Origin of the sequence: Enterobacter wuhouensis (assembly GCF_004331265.1) — a bacterium.
In the GTDB taxonomy this organism is placed as follows: Bacteria; Pseudomonadota; Gammaproteobacteria; order Enterobacterales; family Enterobacteriaceae; genus Enterobacter; species Enterobacter wuhouensis.
The window spans coordinates 159,433-181,911 of record NZ_SJOO01000005.1 but is presented as its reverse complement, the minus strand read 5'-3'; the positions used below and the strand labels follow the sequence as shown (position 1 = coordinate 181,911).

Genomic DNA, 22,479 nt, shown 5'->3' with positions numbered 1-22,479 from the left:
GTTCAATCCCTCAATGATGCCTGGAATCGCTCTTTTAATGCCTCTACACATTTGGCGACGGTAGCGGCAATCTCCTCTTCTTCGAGTGTACGGCTGGTATCCTGAAGGATAAGGCTAATAGCGAGGCTCTTGAAACCTTCTGCTACGCCCTTGCCGCGGTACACGTCAAATAAGTTTACGCCAACTACCTGATTTACGCCAACTTTCTTACATTCGGCCAAAATATCTGCTGCGGGAACGTTTTCTGCGACCACAACTGCGATATCGCGGCGGTTCGCCGGGAAGCGCGATACGTCCTGCGCCTGAGGAATGACGCGGTCTGCAACCGGATCCCACTCCAGCTCGAACACGATGGTACTACCATTAAGATCCAGCTTACGCTCCAGTTCCGGGTGTACAACACCAATGAAACCAACGCGTTTGCCCTCTAAATAAATGGCCGCACTCTGGCCCGGATGCAGGGCTGGAATGGCTTCAGCGCGGAATTCAATTTCAGACAATTTACCGGTCAGATCCAGAATCGCTTCCAGATCGCCCTTCATATCGTAGAAATCAACCGTGCCTTTTGCCAGATCCCAGTGCTCTTCGTAGCGGTTGCCGCTGATAGCGCCGGCCAGCATGAGATCCTGACGGATGCCTAAATTCGCCTGAGTATCCGGTACAAAGCGCAAACCGCTTTCGAAAATGCGCACGCGGTTCTGCTGACGGTTCTGGTTATAGACGATGGTGCCCAGCAGGCCGGTCCACAGAGACAGACGCATCGCAGACATTTCGCTGGAGATTGGGCTTGGCAGGATCAACGCCTCCTGTCCCGGGTGGATCAGCTGCTGCAGCTTAGGATCGACGAAGCTATAGGTGATCACTTCCTGATAGCCTTTGTCGTTGAGCATGGTTTTCACACGCTTAAGGGACAGGTCGGCTTCACGGTGGGTGCCCATCACCAGACCTGCCTGCACAGGCTCGTCTGGAATGTTGTTGTAGCCGTACACGCGGGCCACTTCTTCCACCAGATCTTCTTCGATCTCCATGTCGAAACGCCAGGATGGCGCAACGGCCTTCCACTCGTCCTGGCCTTCGGTCACTTCGCAGCCCAGGCGGCGCAGAATGTCGGTCACCTGTGCATCGGCAACGTGATGACCAATCAGGCGATCCAGCTTGCTGCGGCGCAGGGTAATGGTGGCACGCTTAGGCAGCGTGGCTTCGTTGGTCACGTCGATAACCGGGCCGGCTTCGCCGCCGCAGATGTCGATCAGAAGGCGCGTTGCGCGCTCCATTGCCTTGTACTGCAGCGCCGGGTCAACGCCGCGCTCGTAGCGGTGGGATGCGTCGGTGTGCAGGCCGTGACGACGCGCGCGGCCGGTGATGGAGAGCGGGCTGAAGAACGCGCATTCCAGCAGGACGTTTTGCGTTTCATCGTTCACGCCAGAGTGTTCGCCACCGAAGATGCCGCCCATTGCAAGCGCTTTGCCGTGGTCGGCGATCACCAGCGTGTCGGCGTTCAGCTTCGCTTCGCTGCCGTCCAGCAGAACCAGGGTTTCGCCCTCTTTCGCCATGCGCACGACGATGCCGCCGTCGATACGATCTTTATCGAACGCGTGCATTGGCTGGCCCAGCTCGAGAAGGACGTAGTTGGTCACGTCAACCACGGCATCGATAGAGCGGATACCGCAGCGGCGCAGCTTCTCTTTCATCCACAGCGGCGTTGGCGCCTTAACGTTAATACCTTTCACCACGCGGCCCAGGTAGCGCGGGCAAGCGTCAGCGGCGTCCACCTGGATTGGCAGCGTGTCGCTGATGGTAGCGGCAACCGGGGCAATCTCCGGCGCGTTCAGCTCGGTCTGGTTCAGCACGGCCACGTCGCGCGCCACGCCGATGATACCCAGGCAGTCGGCGCGGTTTGGCGTCACGCTGATTTCGATGGTGTTGTCATCAAGCTTCAGGTATTCGCGAATATCGGTCCCGATTGGCGCATCCAGCGGCAGCTCAATGATGCCGTTGTGGTCGTCGGAAATACCCAGCTCGGAGAAGGAGCACAGCATGCCCTCAGACGGCTCGCCGCGCAGCTTCGCTGCTTTAATTTTGAAATCGCCCGGCAGCACTGCACCGACGGTCGCCACGGCCACCTTCAGCCCCTGACGGCAGTTTGGCGCGCCGCAGACGATGTCCAGCAGGCGGTCGCCGCCCACGTTCACTTTTGTTACGCGCAGTTTGTCGGCGTTCGGGTGCTGACCGCACTCAACCACTTCACCTACAACTACGCCGGTGAAAGCACCGGAAACCGGCTCAACGCCATCAACTTCCAGACCCGCCATGGTGATCTGGTTGGAAAGCGCGTCGCTGTCCAGCGTGGTGTTCACCCATTCGCGTAACCACAGTTCACTGAATTTCATTGTTCTGTCCTGCCCTTATTTAAACTGTTTGAGGAAACGCAGATCGTTTTCGAAGAAAGCGCGTAAATCGGTGACGCCGTAGCGCAGCATGGTCAGACGCTCCATGCCCATACCGAAGGCAAAGCCGGAGTAAACTTCCGGATCGATACCCACGTTGCGCAGCACGTTTGGATGCACCATGCCGCAGCCCAGCACTTCCAGCCATTTGCCGTTTTTACCCATCACGTCAACTTCTGCAGACGGTTCAGTGAACGGGAAGTAGGATGGACGGAAACGAACCTGCAGATCTTCCTCAAAGAAGTTGTTCAGGAAGTCGTGCAGCGTGCCCTTCAGGTTGGTAAAGCTGATGTTTTTGTCAACAATCAGGCCTTCCATCTGGTGGAACATTGGGGTGTGCGTCTGGTCGTAGTCGTTACGATACACGCGGCCCGGTGCGATAATGCGGATTGGCGGTTCCTGTTCCTTCATCGTGCGGATCTGAACGCCGGAGGTCTGGGTACGCAGCAGACGCGTAGCGTCGAACCAGAAAGTGTCGTGGTCAGCGCGTGCCGGGTGATGGCCAGGAATGTTCAGGGCATCGAAGTTATGATAGTCATCTTCGATTTCCGGGCCGGTCGCCACGGTAAAGCCGAGCTCACCGAAGAAACTTTCGATGCGGTCAATGGTGCGGGTAACCGGGTGCAGGCCGCCGTTCTCAATACGACGACCCGGCAGAGAAACGTCAATCGTTTCCTGTGCCAGACGGGCATTCAGCACCGCGCTTTCGAGCCCGGCCTTACGCGCGTTCAGCGCCTGCTGTACCTGCTCTTTGGCTTCGTTAATTACCGCGCCCGCTGCCGGGCGTTCTTCTGGCGGCAGCTCACGCAGGGTAGTCATTTGAAGGGTCAGGTGCCCTTTCTTGCCCAGATATTCGACGCGGACATTGTCTAACGCGGCAACATCTGAGGCCTGGTTAATGGCGGCCGTTGCACTGGCAACCAGCTCTGCGAGATGTGACATGGTTTTCCTCATTATGTCGGTGCAGACACCGATTTGGTGGACTTATTCTCTCGAATTTAGACACAAAAAAAGCCTCCATCGGGAGGCTTAATTGGCGCTGTTTTTCGTTTCATCTTTCACGCGCTAGCCTCCTGAATTCAGGTGCTAAAGTAAAAGAAGAAGCGGAAAATAGCAGCAGTCATGCTTGCGTTACCTTGTGTGGTAAAAACCGTAAGACCTTATTGAAAAGCCTGGACGGGTAAATGTCAATCTTATGATAGCGTTAAATGAAAAGAGGAGGCAAAGCCCCCTCTTTCAACTGGCTTATGCCAGTGCTGCTTTCGCTTTTTCGACCAGAGCGGTGAACGCTACTTTGTCGAATACTGCGATGTCAGCCAGGATCTTACGGTCGATTTCAACAGAGGCTTTTTTCAGGCCGTTGATGAATTTGCTGTAAGAAATACCGTTCTGACGTGCTGCTGCGTTGATACGCGCAATCCACAGTTGACGGAACTGACGCTTACGTTGACGACGGTCACGGTAAGCATACTGACCTGCTTTGATAACAGCCTGGAAGGCAACGCGGTAAACGCGTGAACGCGCACCGTAGTAGCCTTTAGCTTGTTTCAAAATTTTCTTGTGACGTGCACGTGCAATTACACCACGTTTTACGCGAGCCATATGTGCTCTCCTGTATCTATATTCTTAGTAAAAAAATTAAACGTTAACGGCTTATGCGTACGGCAGGCACGCGATAACCAGACCCAGATCGCCTTTAGAAACGAGGCCTTTTGGACGCAGGTGACGTTTACGCTTAGTAGATTTTTTGGTCAGAATATGACGCAGGTTTGCGTGCTTACGCTTAAATCCACCACCACCGGTTTTTTTGAAGCGCTTAGCAGCACCGCGTACGGTCTTAATTTTTGGCATCTTAATAACTTCCACTTCGCATTGTTAAATAAACGAAACATAGGCGAACAAAACCTATGAAACCCGAAGGCTCCACAGATTTTGCTGCTTGAAGGCCTTACTGTTTCTTCTTAGGAGCGAGCACCATGATCATCTGGCGGCCTTCGATCTTCGTAGGGAAGGATTCGACTACTGCCAGTTCACTCAGATCGTCACGGACGCGGTTAAGCACTTCCATACCGATCTGTTGGTGGGCCATCTCACGACCGCGGAAACGCAGTGTGATCTTGGCCTTATCGCCATCTTCCAGAAAGCGAATCAGGCTGCGGAGTTTTACCTGATAATCGCCATCGTCGGTACCAGGACGGAATTTGATTTCCTTAACCTGGATAACTTTTTGCTTCTTCTTCTGTTCCTTAGAAGACTTACTCTTTTCATAAAGGAACTTGCCGTAGTCCATAATACGACAAACTGGCGGTTCGGCGTTAGGGCTGATTTCAACTAAATCTACTCCAGCTTCTTCAGCTTTTTCGATCGCTTCTCTCAGACTCACAATCCCCAGTGGTTCGCCTTCCAGATCTGTTAAGCGAACTTCCTGGGCGCGAATCTCGCCATTGATACGATTCGGACGTGCCGTTTGAACTCGTTTTCCGCCTTTAATACCTTATTCCTCCAGTTGTTGAAGACTGCGGCTGCGAATCTCTTGTTGCAGCTTCTCAATCACTTCACTTACGTCCAGGCTCCCCAGGTCTTTACCACGGCGGGTGCGAACGGCAACTTTGCCTGCTTCCACCTCTTTATCACCACAGACCAACATATACGGGACACGACGTAAAGTGTGCTCGCGGATTTTAAAGCCAATCTTCTCATTTCTCAAGTCTGCTTTTACGCGAATGCCCGCATTTTGTAGTTTCTGCGTCAATTCTTTAACGTAATCCGCCTGAGAATCGGTAATGTTCATCACCACGACCTGCACTGGCGCAAGCCAGGTTGGGAAGAAGCCGGCGAACTCTTCGGTCAGGATGCCGATGAAGCGCTCCAGAGAACCGAGAATCGCACGGTGAATCATAACCGGTACCTGACGCTCGTTGTCTTCGCCAACATAAGAGGCGCTTAAACGCTGCGGCAGGGAGAAGTCCAGCTGTACAGTACCGCACTGCCATGCGCGATCGAGGCAGTCATACAGGGTAAATTCAATTTTCGGACCGTAGAATGCGCCCTCGCCCAGCTGGTATTCAAACGGGATACCGTTCTCTTCCAGCGCCACGGCGAGATCCGCTTCTGCGCGATCCCATGTCTCATCGCTACCGATACGTTTTTCCGGACGCGTTGAGAGTTTGACCACGATCTTCTCGAAGCCAAAGGTGCTGTACATATCGTAGACCATACGAATACAGGCGTTAACTTCATCACGTACCTGATCTTCAGTACAGAAGATATGCGCATCATCCTGAGTAAAGCCACGAACGCGCATCAGACCGTGCAGCGCACCTGATGGCTCGTTACGGTGGCAGCTACCGAACTCCGCCATACGCAGCGGCAGGTCGCGGTAGGATTTCAGACCCTGGTTGAAGATCTGAACGTGGCCCGGGCAGTTCATTGGCTTGATGCAGTATTCACGGTTCTCAGACGAGGTGGTGAACATCGCATCTTTGTAGTTGTCCCAGTGGCCGGTTTTTTCCCACAGCACACGGTCCATCATGAACGGGCCTTTCACTTCCTGATACTGATACTCTTTCAGCTTGGAGCGTACGAAGGTTTCCAGTTCACGGAAGATGGTCCAACCGTCGTTATGCCAGAACACCATACCCGGCGCTTCTTCCTGCATGTGGTACAGGTCAAGCTGTTTACCGATTTTACGGTGGTCACGCTTCGCCGCCTCTTCCAGGCGCTGCAGGTACGCGTTCAGGGCTTTCTTATCAGCCCATGCGGTACCATAGATACGCTGCAACATCTTGTTGTTGCTGTCGCCACGCCAGTAGGCGCCCGCGATCTTCATCAGCTTGAAGTGATGACAGAAGCGCATGTTCGGCACGTGCGGCCCACGGCACATGTCGACGTATTCTTCATGATGGTACAAGCCTGGCTTGTCATCATGGGAAATGTTTTCGTCAAGAATAGAGACTTTATAGCTCTCGCCGCGCTTCACGAAGGTTTCACGCGCTTCGTGCCAACTGACTTTCTTCTTGATGACGTCATAGTTGGTTTCGGCGAGCTCGTGCATACGTTTTTCGAGCGCGTCGATATCTTCCTGGGTCAGGGTATGGTCGAGATCGACGTCGTAGTAGAAACCGTTGTCGATAACCGGGCCGATCGCCATTTTGGTGTTTGGCCACAGCTGCTTGATAGCATGACCTAACAGGTGCGCACAGGAGTGACGAATGATCTCAAGACCGTCTTCGTCCTTCGCGGTGACGATCGCGAGCGTTGCGTCGCTTTCAATCAGATCGGACGCATCAACCAGTTCGCCGTTTACACGGCCAGCGATGGTCGCTTTCGCGAGTCCAGGACCGATGTCCAGGGCAACATCCATTGGGCTTACAGCGTGGTCGAAATGGCGTTGGCTGCCATCAGGAAGAGTAATAACAGGCATTTTATATCCTTATTTGCAGTGATGCCCCACACATAAGAGCATATACAAAGAAAATAATCGTGATTAAACAGTAGATTACGACACCATCTGACCAACAATCGTCAAATTGGCTCGTCATCCTTCACCCACCGAAATCAGACAAAGGCGCATTTACGGCAAGCCTTGCAATGTTAACACTAACAAAAGGGAGAATGCACCCTCTGCGACCAGAATGATGTATTGGCACTTTTGTATGAATTTTCAGAGACGCAACTCCCCTGTGCTCGCATTCATCCGATGCTGGGCTACCCTTGAACAGGTCCTTAAACCCAAAGGTGCATACCATGAACGTATCCAGCCGCACGGTCGTGATCTTGAACATACTTTCAGCCACCGGTTTATTGCTGATCCTTGCCGAAAGGTTCCACTGGTTCTGACCTGAACCGCGTTGTGGCATAACCCGATCTTTCTGAGAGGGGCATAACATCGCCCTTTTTGATAGACTGTCTGTATCAACTGACAAGGATTAGGTTATGCCAACAAAACGATTTGCCGTTAAACACTGGAAAATGGTATTGGTGCTGATTGCTATCTGTGGCGCAATGCTGCTGTTGCGGTGGGCTGCAATGATTTGGGGTTAAACGGCGAGATGTATTAAATCATGACCTTTTGCCTGTAAATAATATACGGGCTAAAAAACGTTAAATATCTTTGCATCCCTACGACCGAAAAAACCGGTACATCAAAATCCGGTTTTATGACGGTTGGTTGAGTGACTCAATCACAACGCGATAATAAACCTGTCAGGACCATTCCCCTGCCACCAGCTTATGGACATCGAAGGCATCATTCATTGACTGTCCGGTTGACTTCGAGCCCGGCGCAATATTTGATCCAGCCTCAACGTCTGAGGCGTGGGTAATGCCGGTTTGAGCGGTAGTGTTACTGGCAGGTTGTGTCGCTTCGTCAGCAGCAAAAACGCCAAAAGAAAGTGCGGAAAGCACCATTGCTGCTGCAGCTGTTTTGATTGTTTTCATCATCGTTATTCTCTTACTGAATTAATGCAGAACGACTTAAGGCGAAATCATGCCTGTGTTAAGAGTGTAGATCCAGATCACACTTTTGCCCAGCCGGTTAATTTATCAATTTGTGTGAAATAACGTATTTGTGTATCGCAAAGGGGAATTATGAAGAAATTAAGGAGATAGGATTGGACCATTTAATTTAAAACAGTGTTCACTTAAAAATAGCACAGTTCCGGAAAATAAAAAACGGGCCGATATTATTATCGGCCCGCCAGCATTACATTTTATACCCTAAGGAAATCGTGGTTCTGCGGTCGGTATGATCCGGCGCAGTCTCTGGCGGTGAGGAGTTCCAGGTCACGTTATACGCCACTTTCAAACCAAAGTGTTCATTGATAGCCACGTTCAGCGCCGTTTCGGAGTTAAGCGTTGTATCGTCGGCGCCAAACACGGAAACACCCTGCGTGAATTTGGTGTTATCGGTCATCTGCCAGGCGTAAGTACCGGAGGCATAGCCGAGCGCCTGCGTTTTAGTGTCGCCGTTGGTGAATTCGTCATAACGAACGCCCGGACCGAATTCAAAACGGAAGCTGTGAACAGGTCCGTTCAGGAACTGACGACCGTAACCGGCGGTGAAGACATCGCGCTCACGATAGCCGTTGTAACGATCGGTAAGCCAGCTGGCCTGACCAAACAGGTAGTCATAATCCGTCATGTTGTAACGGCTACGTCCGCCTACTGCATATTTCTCTGAAGAACGTTCGTCGTTAGCGGAGGTGTTGCTGGCATTCCCCCACAGTGACCAGCCGGTAGTGTTTCCGTACCAGGTCAGCGTGGTGTCTGCGGTCAGGGAAGAGCTTTTCGTATTACCGGATTGCGCCAGATAGCCTGCGTTAAGGTTACCTTCAAACGGTTTTTGCGCGGCGCTTGGATCGTCCATGACAGTAAAAACGGAATCATCGGCGGTTGCGTTCAGTGACGCAAACACACCACCCGCCAGCATCAGTGCAGCAGGAACTGTCTTCAAAAGCTTCATTTTATTAAGGAGTCCATACAACAAAAAAAGAGACCATCACGGTCTCGGAAACTTTCTTGAGGATCAATGACAAGGCGTCCAGAGAAAGGTAACAAATTATAAAAAGGCGCTAATAACATAGCAATGATTTCTTATTTCATTTTTTGAATAAGAACGATCCCAAAACGACTTTTATTTTATATGAAGCACATCGATTCTTTGTCAGTATTCATATTTAAAATCATACTGTTATTTACATTGCCTTCCTGCCAATCGGTGCCAGACTTAAAGCAACCCATGCTAAAAGGAGGTAATGATGGTTCCTATCTATACCCTAACGCTCTCTCCTTCACTCGATTCCGCGACCCAGACGCCCCAGATTTACCCGGAAGGTAAACTGCGGTGCAGCGCCCCGGTGTTTGAACCCGGCGGCGGGGGTATCAACGTAGCGCGAGCCATTACCCACCTGGGTGGCAAAGCGACGGCCATCTTCCCGGCAGGCGGCGCAACCGGTGAGCACCTGGTGTCTCTTCTGATTGACGAGCAGGTCGCGGTGCAGACGGTCGATGCCCGGGACTGGACGCGACAGAACCTGCACGTCCACGTAGGGTCCAGCGGCGAGCAGTACCGCTTTGTCATGCCCGGGGCAAAACTGAGCGACGATGAATTTCGCCAGCTGGAAGAGAAAGTCCTGACAATCGAAAGCGGTGCAATTCTTGTGATAAGCGGCAGCCTGCCGCCCGGCGTAAGCACGGAAAAACTGACCGCGCTGATACGGGCAGTGCAGCAGCGCGGCATCCGCTGCATTATCGACAGCTCCGGCGAGGCGCTCCATGCCGCCCTGGCGCCGGGCAATCTTGAACTGGTAAAACCTAACCAGAAAGAGCTGAGCGCGTTAGTCAACCGGGAACTCACCCAGCCTGATGACGTGCGTACCGCCGCCCAGGAGCTAGTGCGCAGCGGCAAGGCGCATCGCGTGGTGGTCTCTCTTGGTCCGCAGGGGGCGCTGGCGGTGGATGCCACCGATTCGGTTCAGGTGGTTCCCCCACCGATGAAAAGCCAAAGTACCGTGGGTGCAGGTGACAGTATGGTTGGCGCAATGGCGCTTAAGCTGGCGCAGGGCGCGTCGCTGCTTGAAATGGCGCGCTACGGCGTAGCGGCAGGCAGCGCTGCAACCATCAATCAGGGAACTCGACTGTGTTCACTCGCAGACACGCGTAAAATTGTCGATTATCTGTCCCGCAGCTAATGCCCTCTCCCCTTCTCAAGGAAGGGGAATTACCCTTCATGGTCGCCAAACGCAAACTATCGACTATGCTAAGAAAACTTTCATGATAACAACGAGGTGAATTATGGGCAGTGGTGACCTCACCCGCTACGTCGTAACCGTCAACATTCATGAAGCGTCGTTGACCGAGCTCAATGAGCTGAATAACGCCTTTACCCGGGCAAATTTCCTGCTCACGCTCACTGACGATGACGGCCATATCCACGATCTGGGAACGATGACCTTTGGCCTGATTAGCGCCATCAGTGAAGAAGAAGTTCGCGCCCTTGCAGCCAGCCTGGTTGAAGGCGTGACCGACAAGCGTAGTGAAATTGATATAGACACCTGGGAAAGCTGGCAGAAAAAAGAACAATAAGTGCCCTGCATGAATTAAAACCGCTCAGGTGTGCGTTAGTTCGTATTTTTTTACCGCAATTATGCGCTAACTTTATGATCTGGCAGACAACATGGGAGAGATATCATGTGGCAGGCTATCAGTCATCTTTTAAGTGAGCAGCTGGGCGAAGGTGAAATTGAACTGCGTAACGAACTGCCAGGCGGAGAAATCCACGCCGCGTGGCATTTACGCTACGCTGGTCGCGATCTTTTCGTTAAATGCGATGAACGGGAATTACTTCCCATCTTCACCGCCGAAGCCGACCAGCTGGAATTGCTGTCACGCAGCAAAACGGTCACCGTGCCCGAGGTTTGGGCAGTGGGTACCGATCGGGACTACAGTTTTCTGGTCATGGAATACCTACCCGCCCGTCCCCTGGATGCCCATAACGCGTTTATTCTCGGACAACAGCTCGCGCATTTGCACCAGTGGAGCGATCAGCCACAGTTTGGTTTAGATTTCGATAACGATCTGTCGACTACTCCGCAACCCAATACCTGGCAGCGCCGCTGGTCGACGTTTTTCTCTGAACAACGTATTGGCTGGCAGCTGGAGCTGGCTGCCGAGAAAGGCCTGCAGTTTGGCAATATCGATGCGATTGTTGAACATGTTCAGCGGCGTCTAAGCTCGCATCAGCCTCAGCCTTCGCTGCTGCACGGCGACCTATGGTCCGACAACTGCGCACTGGGGCCAAACGGCCCTTACATCTTTGACCCGGCCTGTTACTGGGGCGACAGGGAGTGCGATCTTGCGATGCTGCCCCTGCACCCTGAACAGCTGCCGCAGATTTACGACGGCTATCAGTCGGTTTCACCCCTGCCGGCGGATTTCCTTGAACGCCAGCCGTTGTATCAGCTCTACACGCTGATTAACCGGGCCATCCTGTTTGGCGGCAATCATCTGGTCCAGGCGCAACGCGCGCTCGATCGCATTCTTGCGGCGTAACGGCGAAACGGGTGGCGGCTTGCCACCCGTTTCTCATCACAAAAAACCCAGCAGTGAAAAGAAGAAGTATCCGGCGACAATGATGATAATCGGCAGGATATACAGCGGGAATATCTGCAGGAAAATGGTATGGCGAGGAACCACAATGCGGGATTCAATCTGCTCCCGGGTCAACCCTTCCGCCCCTTTGGCCTTCTCAAGAATCAGCTGATCCTCAACCCCCTCACGCAGGAAGCGCGTCTGGCGGCTCATGCGCGCACCGGACGCCTGCAGCGCCATCGCAATAAAGATCAGCGCATAAATCACCCAAAAGCCAATATTCATCTGCTGATGGAAGTCCGGCGTGGGTGAGTTGAACCAGAAAAAATTCAGGAAGGGTGTGTTAAAACGCATCATCTCGATCATGACATGTGCAAAATCAAGCATTACCGCATTGATACCCGGCTGCTTTTCGCTGTGATCGTACATAAATTTGAGCACAGAAATCAGCGTAGAAATGATGGCTGGAATAAAAATCACCCAACCGGCAATACGTTTCAAGACTGCAATGCGTCCAGCTTGTTGATACGTCATCAGTTCCCCTTCGAATAGACGCGTTATTTGTGCCTAAGTCTACCTGCTGCTCATGATTTTCGCCCGATCTTTGAAGGCAATATGCTAAATTGCAGTCAGTGCTTAGCACTTATCGTCTGTCGTACACCTTAGATAAGGAGACGTTGTGATGTCGACACCGCGCCAGATACTTGCCGCTATTTTTGACATGGATGGATTGCTGATCGATTCCGAACCGCTATGGGATCGCGCCGAACTGGACGTCATGGCCAGCCTGGGCGTGGATATCAGCCGCCGTAATGAGCTTCCGGATACGCTTGGCCTGCGTATCGATATGGTCGTAGAGCTGTGGTATGCCCACCAGCCCTGGGTCGGCCCGGACCGCGATGAAGTGACCGCGCGTATTATCAACCGCGCCATTTCACTGGTTGAAGAGAACAAGCCGCTGCTGCCCGGCGTACGCGAGGCTATCGCCCTGTGTAAAGCGCAAGGCTTAAAAGTCGGGCTCGCCTCCGCCTCACCGCTGCATATGCTGGAAAAAGTGCTAACCATGTTCGATCTGCGCGAGAGCTTCGACGCGCTGGCCTCGGCGGAAAAGCTGCCGTACAGCAAGCCGCACCCGCAGGTTTATATGGACTGCGCGGCCAGGCTGGGTCTTGATCCGCTCACCTGCGTGGCGCTGGAAGATTCCGTTAACGGCATGGTGGCCTCTAAGGCCGCACGCATGCGCTCCATTGTTGTCCCTGCCGAAGAGGGGCGTGACGATCCCCGTTTCGCGCTGGCGGACGTAAAGCTGACGTCACTGTCTGCGCTGACGGCAGAGCACCTTCGCGGCGAATAAACTTCTCCTCAGGCAGCCTCCCGCTGCCTGGCTTTAAAAATAAAACATCATTTCATTTTATTTGCTTTTCTGAAGTTCGCCTCCTATCCTTAGCGTCAGAATGACAATAACCCTACTTCTGAGGCGCGTATGATACTGGATGCTTTCACTCTTTCAGGAAAAGTGGCCGTCGTTACCGGCTGTGATACCGGTCTGGGGCAAGGAATGGCCGTGGCGCTGGCACAGGCCGGGTGCGATATCGTTGGCGTAAACCGCAAGGTGCCTGAAGAAACGGCGCGCCGCGTCACCGCGCTCGGAAGGCGATTTATGGCGATTCGCGCCGATCTCGGTCTGCAGGATAGCCTTCAGAGCGTTGTGGACAGCGCCGTTGCCGAAATGGGCCGCATTGATATTCTGGTGAATAACGCCGGAACCATCCGTCGGGAGGATGCCCTGACGTTCAGCGAAAAAGACTGGGATGACGTCGTTAACCTGAACCTCAAGTCGGTCTTTTTTCTTTCGCAGGCGGTAGCGAAACAGTTTATTCGTCAGGGTCGGGGCGGCAAAATTATCAATATTGCCTCAATGCTCTCTTTTCAGGGCGGCATCCGCGTGCCCTCTTACACGGCGTCCAAAAGCGGCGTTTTGGGCATCACCCGCCTGCTGGCAAACGAGTGGGCGACGCACGGCATCAACGTCAATGCCATCGCGCCGGGTTACATGGCGACAAATAATACCCAGCAGCTGCGCGATGACGAGCAGCGCAGCCGGGAGATCCTTGACCGTATTCCCGCCGGGCGCTGGGGTCTGCCGGAAGATTTGCAGGGTCCGATTGTATTTTTGGCCTCTCAGGCCTCGGACTATGTCAATGGCCATACGCTCGCCGTAGACGGCGGCTGGCTGGCGCGCTAGCGCCGCGCTGTGACAAAGAGTTACACCGTCACCTCTTCCGTGCACTGTATAAAAACCCTATACTGTATGAATCGACAGTTTTGTAGGTTTAATCATGACGGCGGAAGGTCACCTGCTTTTTTCCATTGCCTGTGCAGTGTTTGCTAAAAACGCTGAGCTGACCCCTGTGCTGGCGCAGGGGGATTGGTGGCATATTGTCCCCTCCGCCGTACTGACCTGCCTGCTTCCAGATATCGATCACCCCAAGTCCTTTCTGGGGCAGCGGCTGAAGTGGATATCTAAACCTATCGCCCGGGCGTTTGGGCATCGCGGATTTACCCACAGCCTGCTGGCCGTCTTTGGCCTGCTCACGCTTTTCTATTTGAAAGTGCCTGAAAGCTGGATAGTCCCGGCCGATGCCATTCAGGGAATGGTGCTCGGCTATTTGAGCCATATCCTGGCCGATATGCTGACGCCTGCGGGCGTGCCGCTGCTGTGGCCCTGCCGCTGGCGCTTTCGCTTCCCTATTCTTGCCCCGCAAAAAGGCAACCAGCTGGAGCGCGTATTGTGTATGGCGCTTTTCGCCTATGCCGTCTGGATGCCGCAGACGCTGCCCGAAAACAGTGCAGTGCGCTGGTCATCGCAGATGATAAATTCGCTGCAGTTTCAGTTTAATCGTTTTATTAATCACCAGATTGAACAGTAAACCGACAAAATCATTCCGTTTGTCATAAACCATTCCATTTGGATATAAGCGCTACATCACACTTCTGCTAATCTTGCGCCAACAGGATCGGTAAAAACCGACCGTATAATAAATCAGGAGAACGGGGATGAATTTTCCACTCATCGCGAACATTGTCGTGTTCGTCGTATTGCTATTGCTTCTCGCGCAGGCGCGCCACAAACAGTGGAGCCTGGCGAAAAAAGTACTCGTCGGTCTGGGAATGGGTGTTGTATTTGGTCTGGCATTGCAGGCTATTTACGGCTCAGATAACCCGGTCCTGAAAGACTCTATTCAGTGGTTTAACATCGTCGGTAACGGCTATGTTCAGCTGCTGCAGATGATCGTTATGCCGCTGGTGTTTGCCTCTATCCTGAGCGCCGTCGCCCGTCTGCATAATGCGACCCAACTGGGTAAAATCAGCTTCCTGACCATCGGGACCCTGCTATTCACCACGCTGATTGCGGCGCTGGTGGGCGTGCTGGTAACCAACCTGTTTGGCCTGACCGCAGAAGGTCTGGTTCAGGGGACCGCTGAAACGGCGCGTCTCACCGCGATTCAGACCAACTACGTGGGTAAACTTGCTGACCTGACCGTTCCGCAGATGGTTCTGTCCTTCATTCCGAAGAACCCGTTTGCTGACCTGACCGGTGCAAGCCCAACCTCCATCATCAGCGTAGTGATCTTCGCGGCCTTCCTGGGCGTAGCCGCGCTGAAGCTGCTGAAAGACGACGCGCCGAAAGGTGAACGCGTTCTCACCGCTATCGATACCCTGCAGAGCTGGGTAATGAAGCTGGTCCGTCTGGTGATGCAGCTGACGCCATACGGCGTGCTGGCGCTGATGACCAAAGTGGTTGCCGGTTCTAACCTGCAGGACATCATTAAGCTGGGTAGCTTCGTGATTGCCTCTTACCTGGGCCTGGGCATTATGTTTGTGGTGCACGGTATCCTGCTGGGCGTGAACGGCGTGAGCCCGCTGAAATACTTCCGCAAGGTATGGCCGGTGCTGACCTTCGCGTTCACCAGCCGTTCCAGCGCAGCCTCCATTCCGCTGAACGTGGAAGCGCAGACCCGCCGTCTGGGCGTGCCAGAGTCTATCGCCAGCTTCTCTGCCTCCTTTGGTGCCACCATTGGTCAGAACGGCTGTGCGGGCCTCTACCCGGCGATGCTGGCGGTGATGGTTGCGCCAACCGTGGGGATTAACCCGCTCGATCCGGTCTGGATTGCAACTCTGGTGGGCATTGTGACCATCAGTTCCGCAGGCGTTGCGGGTGTTGGCGGTGGCGCGACCTTCGCTGCGCTGATTGTCCTGCCTGCTCTGGGCCTGCCGGTAACGCTGGTTGCGCTGCTGATCTCCGTTGAGCCGCTGATCGACATGGGGCGTACCGCGCTGAACGTGAGCGGTTCCATGACGGCCGGTACGCTGACCAGCCAGTGGCTGAAGCAGACCGACAAAGCCATTCTGGAAGGTGAAGACGATGCCGAGCTGGCGCATCGTTAATCACTGTTGAAATAAAAAAACCGCCTGAGTGAAGTGAACCCCATATATTGGACACTTTCTTAACTGGCGGCTGACATAGCCTGAGTTCGGTATTGTACTGGACTCAGGCCGTTTAGTTTTAGCTTGATTCGTTCGTTGTTGTAATAATGGATGTACTCTTCCACTACTTTTCGTAGATGGTCCGTATTTTCATACTCTTCGTGGTACCAACATTCTGTCTTCAACAGACCAAAAAAGTTTTCTATCACTGCATTGTCCAGACAGTTTCCTTTGCGCGACATGCTTTGCTCTATACCTTTAACCTTAAGCTTTTCCTGATACCGTGCCATCTGATATTGCCAGCCCTGATCAGAGTGCAGTATCGGTCTTTCATCTGGCTTTAGCCGCTGTATGGCCTTGCTGAGCATGTTGTCGACCAGGTTCATTCCCGGATGCGTCGTCATATGCCAGGCTATTATCTCGCTGTTATACAGATCCAGCACTGGTGACAAATATAGCTTTGTCCCTTTTACGTTGAACTCGGTCACGTCTGTAACCCATTTCTGGTTTGGACTGCTGGCCTTAAAATTACGAGACAGGATGTTTGGTGCGATTTTACCGTAGGTACCTTTGTATGACTGATACTTCTTGCTTCTCAGGCATGAGGCCAGCCCCATCTTACGCATCAGTTTTCGTACTGTTTTATGATTTATGCCGTAGCCTTCATTGCGCAACGCCAGGGTAATGCGGCGGTAACCATATCGTCCTTTATGATAATGAAACAGTGCGGCTATTCTTTGCTGTTCGCCCTCATAGCGCTCTCCACTGTCCTCCGCCCTAACGTGCCAGTAGTAAGTGCTGCGAGGCAATCCTGCTATATGAAGCAGCATCCTCAGGTTATGGTTTTGCCTCAATTCGGTAATTATTTTTGCTTTGTCTTCTGCTTTTCCCGAATCAAGGCCTGAAGCTTTTTTAGGTAGGCATTTTCCGCCCTCAAGTATTCAAGCTCTTCTTCAACGCTCTGAAACGCTGGAGGGGAATTTTAAGTTTTTTATCTGACGTTTCGTTCTTACCAGACTTCACCGGACGCCCTCTGGGTTTATCTTGTAAGGCAATAACACCGCCTTCACGGTAAAGGCGCTCCCACTTGCTGACAGTATAAGCGGTTGCGATGCAAAACTCCGCCGCAGCTTTCCGGGATGACTTGTTGTGTTGCTGCATCCAGAGCACAACAGACTCTTTAAACTCAGCAGAGTAAGCTCTGGTAGGAATGGAAAAACCGTTCACCCCGTTCACTTTCCAGTGTTCAGTCCAGCGTCTGACCGCTCCGTGATCGACGCCGAACAGCCTGGCCGTTTTCTTTGCACCGTCACCACTGTTCAGATAGTGGAGAACAACTTGTTGCTTGAATTCAGATGAATATTTTTTTCTGCCCATTAAAACGCAAAACCCCTAATCGTTGGATGTCCAACTTTCGGGGTTCACTTCATGAAGCGCGGTTTTTTTATGGCTGTTATTCTTCGACTTCTTCATCCTGGCGGATCTGCGCCGCCCACCGCTGCGCGGATTCCGGCACCGTAAAGGTAGGCGAGCGGCGGAAGTGTTCGCCCATCAGTACAAAAGCCACGTATTTACCCCGTAGCTGCCAGACGTCGCGAAAACCATCCACTTTCAGGGCATGGTCAGGCGGCGCGGGCTCAACGCGGGGCACATAGCTAATAACCTGGCGGTTTTGTTGACGAAGAGGTTTCATAAGCGACTGGTTCACTAAAGCAAATTCTTGAAGCAGGAAAATTCTATGATAGCCGATCCTGCCCTCAAACGTCGCGCTCTGCATGCGCCGGATAGCTCCATTCGTTAAGCGTGTCATGTGAAAACTCTTAGTTAACGAGCCATCTCCCGACATTGTTCTATCCTTAATAGGGTTTTTAGCAATGAATCAAGGAGAATCGTGCAATGTCGAACAAAGATAAAACACATCAATCACCCATTCATGGCACTGAAGAATCGCAACCGGGAATGGACTCACTCGCTCCTGCTGACGGGTCTCATCAGCCATCACCGGGCCCATCCGCTCCTGGGGAACAACCTACCGCGCCGGGGAGCGTTAAATCACCCGATGCGGAGAACGAAAAATTAAAATCTCTCGACCCTCACCGTAAAGGCGGAGAAGGCCATGCGCTGACCACCAATCAGGGGGTACGCATTGCCGATGACCAGAATTCACTGCGCGCCGGCACGCGCGGCCCCACCCTGCTGGAAGACTTCATCCTGCGGGAGAAAATCACCCATTTTGACCATGAGCGCATTCCGGAGCGTATCGTGCACGCCCGCGGTTCCGCCGCGCACGGCTACTTCCAGCCCTACAAAAGCCTGAAAGCGATCACCAAAGCCGATTTCCTTTCCGATCCGGATAAGGTCACGCCGGTATTCGTGCGCTTCTCTACCGTACAGGGCGGCGCGGGTTCCGCCGATACTGTGCGCGATATCCGTGGCTTCGCGACCAAGTTTTATACCGACGAGGGGATTTTCGATCTGGTGGGGAATAACACCCCGGTCTTCTTTATTCAGGATGCGCATAAATTCCCTGACTTTGTCCATGCGGTAAAACCGGAGCCTCACTGGGCCGTACCGCAGGGCCAAAGCGCGCACGACACCTTCTGGGACTACGTGTCGCTCCAGCCGGAAACGCTGCACAACGTGATGTGGGCGATGTCCGACCGCGGCATTCCGCGCAGCTACCGCACCATGGAGGGCTTTGGTATTCACACCTTCCGCCTGATTAACGCCGAGGGCAAAGCCACCTTCGTGCGCTTCCACTGGAAGCCGGTGGCGGGTAAAGCCTCGCTGGTATGGGATGAAGCCCAGAAGCTAACCGGGCGCGATCCGGACTTCCACCGCCGCGAGCTGTGGGAATCCATCGAAGCCGGGGATTTCCCTGAGTACGAGCTTGGGCTACAGCTGATCCCGGAGGAGGACGAGTTCAAGTTCGACTTCGATCTACTCGATCCGACCAAACTCATTCCCGAGGAGCTGGTGCCGGTTCAGCTGGTCGGCAAAATGGTGCTCAACCGCAACCCGGATAACTTCTTTGCCGAGAACGAACAGGTCGCGTTCCATCCAGGCCACATCGTTCCCGGTCTGGACTTCACCAACGATCCGCTTTTGCAGGGCCGTCTGTTCTCCTACACCGATACGCAGATAAGCCGCCTCGGTGGACCAAACTTCCACGAAATCCCGATTAACCGCCCTACCTGCCCGTACCACAACTTCCAGCGCGACGGGATGCATCGTCAGGATATCGACACCAACCCGGCAAACTACGAGCCCAACTCAATCAATGACAACTGGCCTCGCGAGACGCCGCCTGCGCCGAAGCGCGGCGGATTTGAGTCGTATCAGGAACGCGTCGAGGGCACCAAAATTCGCGAGCGCAGCCCGTCGTTTGGTGAATATTACGCCCATCCTCGCCTCTTCTGGAACAGCCAGACCCCGATTGAACAACAGCACATCATCGGCGGCTTTAGCTTTGAGCTGAGCAAAGTGGTGCGGACCTATATCCGTGAGCGCGTTGTCGACCAGCTGGCGTATATCGATATCCAGCTTGCGCAGAGCGTTGCTGATAACCTCGGCATCACGCTGACCGACGAACAGCGCAATGCGGCCCCGCCGAAGGATGTTAACGGGCTGAAGAAGGACCCATCCCTGAGCCTCTACGCGGTTCCGGGCGGCTCAATTAAGGGCCGCGTGGTCGCCATCCTGCTGAACGATAAAACTCGGGCCAGCGACGTGCTGAGCATTATGCAGGCGCTGAAAACCAAAGGCGTGCACGCAAAACTCCTTTATTCTCGCATGGGCGAAGTCACAGCTGACGATGGTTCGGTACTGCCTGTCGCCGCCACCTTTGCCGGAGCGCCATCGCTGACCGTGGATGCGGTGATTGTGCCGTGCGGGGATATCGACAGCCTGCTGAACAACGGTGACGCCGTCTATTATCTGCTTGAAGCTTATAAGCACCTGAAGCCTATTGCCCTGGCAGGCGACGCGCGACAGTTTAAGGCGCAGCTGAAGGTAGCCGATCAGGGTGAGGACGGTATTGTTGAAGGTGACAACGTTGACGATGCCTTTATGACGAAGCTGTTTGACTTACTCGCCGCGCACCGCGTGTGGTCGCGCAGCAGTAAGATCGATCGGATCCCGGCGTAAAATAATGCCCGGTGGCGGCTTCGCCTTACCGGGCCTACAAAATCTGCGGAAACGTAGGCCGGGTAAGGCGAAGCCGCCACCCGGCACCTCTTACAGATCCCCAAACGTCCCCAACCGATACCCGCGCTCGGCAATCGCATACTTGAGCGACGCCGACGTCAGCACCTCCAGCTCCGCCAGACGCGGCCAGCAGTAGGCACTTTTCCGCACGATGTTATCGACAAACGCCGGGTGTGCCATCACTTCGAGTGACGTTTCCCCACGCGCGGCGGAATCATCAAGCACCTTCAGGAACAGCGCTTCGTCGATTTCGTCGCCGTAAAATGCGCTGCTGAACCCTTCGGTTGACTTCACCGCGCAGTCCGGCAGTCCGCTCACCTCAGGATCCACTCGCATCGCCCCCCCTTTACGCTTTGCAAATTCCGCGACAATCGGGAAAATCGCCGGGATCATATGCACATGGTGATGGCTGTCGATATGCGTAGGCTCACGACCAAAAACATCCACAAAGCGGTTGAACTGACAGTCCAGCTCGCGGGCGATCTCGTCGAGCGGCAGCGCGTCCTGCTCTGCCTGTTCCCAAATCCATTTCCCCAGCTGGCCGTCGCGCGTCAGGCCGGGCATTGAGGAAAGCGGCACACCAAGCGTGAGCACAAAGTGCATCCCCACGCCCAGCGCAGGCACTTCCTGGCTCAATTGCGCGGCATGTTCAATGGCTTCACCGTTAATCAGTGCCGTTGTTGACGTCACCACGCCCCGACGGCAGGCTTCAATGATGCCGTAGTTCTGCCCCTTCGACAGGCCAAAATCATCGGCATTTACGATCAGCAGGTTTTCCATCGCGCGTCCTCTTAATGCTGTTTGAACTTCAGCGTCTCAACCGTTGCGGCAAAGTTCGGCAGCCACTTTTCGTGCGCCAGAATCATCTCGCTCGCCAGCCGTTCTGCATCACGATCGGAATGCACCAGCGGGCTGAGGTTCAGGGCGAGAAGCACGTCATTCAGCTCGCCGCTCAGCGCCGCGTTGCTTGCCGCCACTTCAAAGCCTTTGATGGTGTGGATCAGGCCCATCACTTTGTCATCAAAATGCGTAATGCGCGGGTGCGGTTTTGCGCCATCGCGGCCCAGAATGCAGGTCATCTCAACGGCCCAGTCCGCCGGAATATTGTCGATGTGCCCGTGATGCGGCACGTTGACGTAGTGCTCGGCCTGCTTGTCGTTGTAAATAGCGTTAATCACTTCGCACGCCGCGTCCGAATAGTACGCCCCGCCGCGCTGCTCCAGCTCTTTTGGTTTGACGTTCAGGTTTGGATCTTTATACAAATCAAAGAGCTGTTTTTCAACCTTCTGCACCACCTGCGCGCGCGCGCCGCCCTTATAGTACTCGCCCATTTCAATCGCCAGCATCTCTTTCTGCTTGAAGTAGTAAAGCAGATACGAGCATGGCAGCAGGTTCAGGGAGCGGATCAGCCCTTCACTGAACGGCAGGTCAAAGATATTTTTCACCGACGCAGCGGTCAGGCGGCCAGACGCAACGCCGTCGAGTAGCTCGTCAAAGCGCGATTTACCGTTCACAATCACATCTTTGATAAATACCATGTGGTTGAGGCCGAACAGGTCGATGGAGAGTTCGTCGTTATCCTTCAGCTCCAGCACGTCGCGGATGAACATCTTCATGCCGATCGGAATATTGCATACCCCGATGAAGCGTTTAAAACCGGTATGACGGTAAACCGCCTCGGTGACCATCCCGGCCGGGTTGGTGAAGTTAATCACCCACGCGTTCGGGCAAATCTCCTCCACGTCCTTGATGATGTCAAAAATGACCGGAATGGTACGCAAACCTTTAAACAGGCCGCCCGCGCCGTTGGTTTCCTGGCCCAGATAGCCGTGGCTCAGCGGAATACGCTCGTCGAGTTCACGCGCTTTCAGCTGGCCAACGCGCAGCTGCGTGGTGACGAAATCGGCATCCTTCAGCGCCAGGCGGCGATCCAGCGTTTTGTGCACGGTTAACGGCACGCCGGCTTTTGCAACCATACGCTGGCAAAGATCGAAGATAATATTCAGCTTCTCCTGGCCTTCCTCCACGTCCACCAGCCATAGTTCGCTGACCGGCAATTCATGATAACGTTTCAGAAAACCTTCCAGTAATTCCGGGGTATAGCTGCTGCCGCCGCCAATGGTTACGACTTTTAATTTCTGTTGCATAAATATCTCCCTTAGCGTATCAGGTTAACCGCCTGCAAAGTGTAGCGTTCTCTTCCCGCTATTTGGGCAAGCAATTACGTCAATATTTGTGGCGGGTCATC

23 protein-coding genes, 1 pseudogene and 1 other annotated feature are annotated in these 22,479 nt (G+C 53.7%); of the genes and pseudogenes, 10 read left to right on the top strand and 14 right to left on the bottom strand.

Annotated features, from left to right (window positions below):
- Window positions 1-2: 2 nt before the first annotated feature.
- The 7 genes from pheT to thrS form a co-directional block, all read right to left on the bottom strand.
- A complete protein-coding gene (gene pheT, locus E0L20_RS13575) occupies window positions 3-2,390 on the bottom strand; it encodes a phenylalanine--tRNA ligase subunit beta (protein ID WP_131634394.1) in 2,388 nt (795 codons plus the stop codon).
- Window positions 2,391-2,405: 15 nt separating this feature from the next.
- Complete coding sequence (gene pheS / locus E0L20_RS13570; protein WP_131634393.1) at window positions 2,406-3,389, bottom strand: phenylalanine--tRNA ligase subunit alpha; 984 nt, start codon at window positions 3,387-3,389, stop codon at window positions 2,406-2,408.
- A gap of 62 nt (window positions 3,390-3,451) precedes the next feature.
- Window positions 3,452-3,576, bottom strand: a sequence feature (Phe leader region).
- Window positions 3,527-3,571: a pheST operon leader peptide PheM gene (gene pheM / locus E0L20_RS23880; RefSeq protein WP_165500720.1), complete on the bottom strand. Its 45-nt coding sequence runs from the start codon at window positions 3,569-3,571 to the stop codon at window positions 3,527-3,529. It overlaps the preceding feature by 45 nt.
- A gap of 116 nt (window positions 3,577-3,692) precedes the next feature.
- Entirely contained in the window at window positions 3,693-4,049 is a 357-nt protein-coding gene (rplT, locus tag E0L20_RS13560) for a 50S ribosomal protein L20 (protein WP_000124850.1), read from the bottom strand.
- A gap of 51 nt (window positions 4,050-4,100) precedes the next feature.
- Window positions 4,101-4,298: a 50S ribosomal protein L35 gene (gene rpmI / locus E0L20_RS13555; protein ID WP_003030583.1), complete on the bottom strand. Its 198-nt coding sequence runs from the start codon at window positions 4,296-4,298 to the stop codon at window positions 4,101-4,103.
- A gap of 97 nt (window positions 4,299-4,395) precedes the next feature.
- The gene (gene infC / locus E0L20_RS13550; protein WP_014069901.1) at window positions 4,396-4,938 is read right to left on the bottom strand and encodes a translation initiation factor IF-3; all 543 of its coding nucleotides are present in this window, start codon (window positions 4,936-4,938) and stop codon (window positions 4,396-4,398) included.
- A 3-nt stretch (window positions 4,939-4,941) separates the two neighbouring features.
- Entirely contained in the window at window positions 4,942-6,870 is a 1,929-nt protein-coding gene (gene thrS / locus E0L20_RS13545) for a threonine--tRNA ligase (RefSeq protein WP_131634392.1), read from the bottom strand.
- Between the two features lie 323 nt (window positions 6,871-7,193).
- Between thrS and yncL the strand changes: the two genes are divergently transcribed.
- Entirely contained in the window at window positions 7,194-7,286 is a 93-nt protein-coding gene (gene yncL, locus E0L20_RS13540; RefSeq protein WP_021241082.1) for a stress response membrane protein YncL, read from the top strand.
- A 96-nt stretch (window positions 7,287-7,382) separates the two neighbouring features.
- Window positions 7,383-7,490, top strand: coding sequence for a small membrane protein YniD (yniD, locus tag E0L20_RS13535; RefSeq protein ID WP_008500658.1), 108 nt, complete (start codon window positions 7,383-7,385; stop codon window positions 7,488-7,490).
- A gap of 162 nt (window positions 7,491-7,652) precedes the next feature.
- Here yniD and E0L20_RS13530 read toward each other — a convergent pair whose 3' ends face one another.
- Window positions 7,653-7,886: a YdgH/BhsA/McbA family protein gene (locus tag E0L20_RS13530; protein ID WP_131634518.1), complete on the bottom strand. Its 234-nt coding sequence runs from the start codon at window positions 7,884-7,886 to the stop codon at window positions 7,653-7,655.
- Between the two features lie 265 nt (window positions 7,887-8,151).
- The gene (locus E0L20_RS13525) at window positions 8,152-8,910 is read right to left on the bottom strand and encodes a DUF481 domain-containing protein (protein ID WP_131634391.1); all 759 of its coding nucleotides are present in this window, start codon (window positions 8,908-8,910) and stop codon (window positions 8,152-8,154) included.
- A 295-nt stretch (window positions 8,911-9,205) separates the two neighbouring features.
- Here E0L20_RS13525 and pfkB point away from each other — a divergent pair, with 295 nt between their 5' ends.
- The 3 genes from pfkB to E0L20_RS13510 all read left to right on the top strand — a co-directional run bounded on the left by pfkB (window position 9,206) and on the right by E0L20_RS13510 (window position 11,498).
- On the top strand, window positions 9,206-10,138 hold the full coding sequence (gene pfkB, locus E0L20_RS13520; protein WP_131634517.1) for a 6-phosphofructokinase II: 933 nt from the start codon (window positions 9,206-9,208) through the stop codon (window positions 10,136-10,138).
- A 103-nt stretch (window positions 10,139-10,241) separates the two neighbouring features.
- Window positions 10,242-10,532 carry a type V toxin-antitoxin system endoribonuclease antitoxin GhoS gene (gene ghoS, locus E0L20_RS13515; protein ID WP_131634390.1) on the top strand — a complete coding sequence of 97 codons (291 nt, stop codon included), beginning with the start codon at window positions 10,242-10,244 and terminating at the stop codon, window positions 10,530-10,532.
- 105 nt (window positions 10,533-10,637) lie between these two features.
- The gene (locus E0L20_RS13510; RefSeq protein ID WP_131634389.1) at window positions 10,638-11,498 is read left to right on the top strand and encodes a fructosamine kinase family protein; all 861 of its coding nucleotides are present in this window, start codon (window positions 10,638-10,640) and stop codon (window positions 11,496-11,498) included.
- 36 nt (window positions 11,499-11,534) lie between these two features.
- On the opposite strand, the gene E0L20_RS13505 is transcribed toward E0L20_RS13510, so the two are convergent.
- Window positions 11,535-12,071, bottom strand: coding sequence for a YniB family protein (locus E0L20_RS13505; RefSeq protein WP_131634388.1), 537 nt, complete (start codon window positions 12,069-12,071; stop codon window positions 11,535-11,537).
- A 148-nt stretch (window positions 12,072-12,219) separates the two neighbouring features.
- Between E0L20_RS13505 and hxpB the strand changes: the two genes are divergently transcribed.
- The 4 genes from hxpB to E0L20_RS13485 all read left to right on the top strand — a co-directional run bounded on the left by hxpB (window position 12,220) and on the right by E0L20_RS13485 (window position 15,986).
- The gene (gene hxpB, locus E0L20_RS13500) at window positions 12,220-12,891 is read left to right on the top strand and encodes a hexitol phosphatase HxpB (RefSeq protein WP_131634387.1); all 672 of its coding nucleotides are present in this window, start codon (window positions 12,220-12,222) and stop codon (window positions 12,889-12,891) included.
- A gap of 129 nt (window positions 12,892-13,020) precedes the next feature.
- Window positions 13,021-13,782, top strand: a complete 762-nt coding sequence (gene kduD / locus E0L20_RS13495) for a 2-dehydro-3-deoxy-D-gluconate 5-dehydrogenase KduD (RefSeq protein WP_131634386.1) — start codon at window positions 13,021-13,023, stop codon at window positions 13,780-13,782.
- A gap of 94 nt (window positions 13,783-13,876) precedes the next feature.
- Window positions 13,877-14,467 (top strand): metal-dependent hydrolase, encoded by a 591-nt coding sequence (locus E0L20_RS13490; RefSeq protein WP_131634385.1) that lies wholly within the window; start codon window positions 13,877-13,879, stop codon window positions 14,465-14,467.
- Between the two features lie 127 nt (window positions 14,468-14,594).
- A complete protein-coding gene (locus E0L20_RS13485) occupies window positions 14,595-15,986 on the top strand; it encodes an L-cystine transporter (protein ID WP_131634384.1) in 1,392 nt (463 codons plus the stop codon).
- A 59-nt stretch (window positions 15,987-16,045) separates the two neighbouring features.
- Here the strand turns inward: E0L20_RS13485 and E0L20_RS13480 are convergent.
- Together E0L20_RS13480 and cedA are read right to left on the bottom strand one after the other, a co-directional pair.
- Window positions 16,046-17,402: pseudogene (locus E0L20_RS13480) on the bottom strand (IS3 family transposase).
- A gap of 76 nt (window positions 17,403-17,478) precedes the next feature.
- Window positions 17,479-17,802 carry a cell division activator CedA gene (cedA, locus tag E0L20_RS13475; RefSeq protein WP_131634383.1) on the bottom strand — a complete coding sequence of 108 codons (324 nt, stop codon included), beginning with the start codon at window positions 17,800-17,802 and terminating at the stop codon, window positions 17,479-17,481.
- A 119-nt stretch (window positions 17,803-17,921) separates the two neighbouring features.
- Here cedA and katE point away from each other — a divergent pair, with 119 nt between their 5' ends.
- On the top strand, window positions 17,922-20,171 hold the full coding sequence (gene katE / locus E0L20_RS13470) for a catalase HPII (protein ID WP_131634382.1): 2,250 nt from the start codon (window positions 17,922-17,924) through the stop codon (window positions 20,169-20,171).
- A 90-nt stretch (window positions 20,172-20,261) separates the two neighbouring features.
- Here the strand turns inward: katE and chbG are convergent, their stop codons facing one another.
- Together chbG and E0L20_RS13460 are read right to left on the bottom strand one after the other, a co-directional pair.
- A complete protein-coding gene (chbG, locus tag E0L20_RS13465) occupies window positions 20,262-21,011 on the bottom strand; it encodes a chitin disaccharide deacetylase (RefSeq protein WP_131634381.1) in 750 nt (249 codons plus the stop codon).
- Between the two features lie 11 nt (window positions 21,012-21,022).
- Window positions 21,023-22,378: a 6-phospho-beta-glucosidase gene (locus E0L20_RS13460; protein ID WP_131634380.1), complete on the bottom strand. Its 1,356-nt coding sequence runs from the start codon at window positions 22,376-22,378 to the stop codon at window positions 21,023-21,025.
- Window positions 22,379-22,479: the final 101 nt, after the last annotated feature.

Coding starts and splice junctions, on each gene's coding strand:
- yniD (WP_008500658.1), top strand. CDS start 7,383: ATGCCAACAAAACGATTTGCCGTTAAACACTGGAAAATGGTATTGGTG.
- kduD (WP_131634386.1), top strand. CDS start 13,021: ATGATACTGGATGCTTTCACTCTTTCAGGAAAAGTGGCCGTCGTTACC.
- pfkB (WP_131634517.1), top strand. CDS start 9,206: ATGGTTCCTATCTATACCCTAACGCTCTCTCCTTCACTCGATTCCGCG.
- chbG (WP_131634381.1), bottom strand. CDS start 21,011: ATGGAAAACCTGCTGATCGTAAATGCCGATGATTTTGGCCTGTCGAAG.
- katE (WP_131634382.1), top strand. CDS start 17,922: ATGTCGAACAAAGATAAAACACATCAATCACCCATTCATGGCACTGAA.
- rpmI (WP_003030583.1), bottom strand. CDS start 4,298: ATGCCAAAAATTAAGACCGTACGCGGTGCTGCTAAGCGCTTCAAAAAA.
- pheT (WP_131634394.1), bottom strand. CDS start 2,390: ATGAAATTCAGTGAACTGTGGTTACGCGAATGGGTGAACACCACGCTG.
- E0L20_RS13510 (WP_131634389.1), top strand. CDS start 10,638: ATGTGGCAGGCTATCAGTCATCTTTTAAGTGAGCAGCTGGGCGAAGGT.
- hxpB (WP_131634387.1), top strand. CDS start 12,220: ATGTCGACACCGCGCCAGATACTTGCCGCTATTTTTGACATGGATGGA.
- pheS (WP_131634393.1), bottom strand. CDS start 3,389: ATGTCACATCTCGCAGAGCTGGTTGCCAGTGCAACGGCCGCCATTAAC.
- cedA (WP_131634383.1), bottom strand. CDS start 17,802: ATGCAGAGCGCGACGTTTGAGGGCAGGATCGGCTATCATAGAATTTTC.
- E0L20_RS13505 (WP_131634388.1), bottom strand. CDS start 12,071: ATGACGTATCAACAAGCTGGACGCATTGCAGTCTTGAAACGTATTGCC.
- ghoS (WP_131634390.1), top strand. CDS start 10,242: ATGGGCAGTGGTGACCTCACCCGCTACGTCGTAACCGTCAACATTCAT.
- E0L20_RS13490 (WP_131634385.1), top strand. CDS start 13,877: ATGACGGCGGAAGGTCACCTGCTTTTTTCCATTGCCTGTGCAGTGTTT.
- rplT (WP_000124850.1), bottom strand. CDS start 4,049: ATGGCTCGCGTAAAACGTGGTGTAATTGCACGTGCACGTCACAAGAAA.
- E0L20_RS13525 (WP_131634391.1), bottom strand. CDS start 8,910: ATGAAGCTTTTGAAGACAGTTCCTGCTGCACTGATGCTGGCGGGTGGT.
- E0L20_RS13460 (WP_131634380.1), bottom strand. CDS start 22,378: ATGCAACAGAAATTAAAAGTCGTAACCATTGGCGGCGGCAGCAGCTAT.
- thrS (WP_131634392.1), bottom strand. CDS start 6,870: ATGCCTGTTATTACTCTTCCTGATGGCAGCCAACGCCATTTCGACCAC.
- E0L20_RS13485 (WP_131634384.1), top strand. CDS start 14,595: ATGAATTTTCCACTCATCGCGAACATTGTCGTGTTCGTCGTATTGCTA.
- E0L20_RS13530 (WP_131634518.1), bottom strand. CDS start 7,886: ATGAAAACAATCAAAACAGCTGCAGCAGCAATGGTGCTTTCCGCACTT.
- yncL (WP_021241082.1), top strand. CDS start 7,194: ATGAACGTATCCAGCCGCACGGTCGTGATCTTGAACATACTTTCAGCC.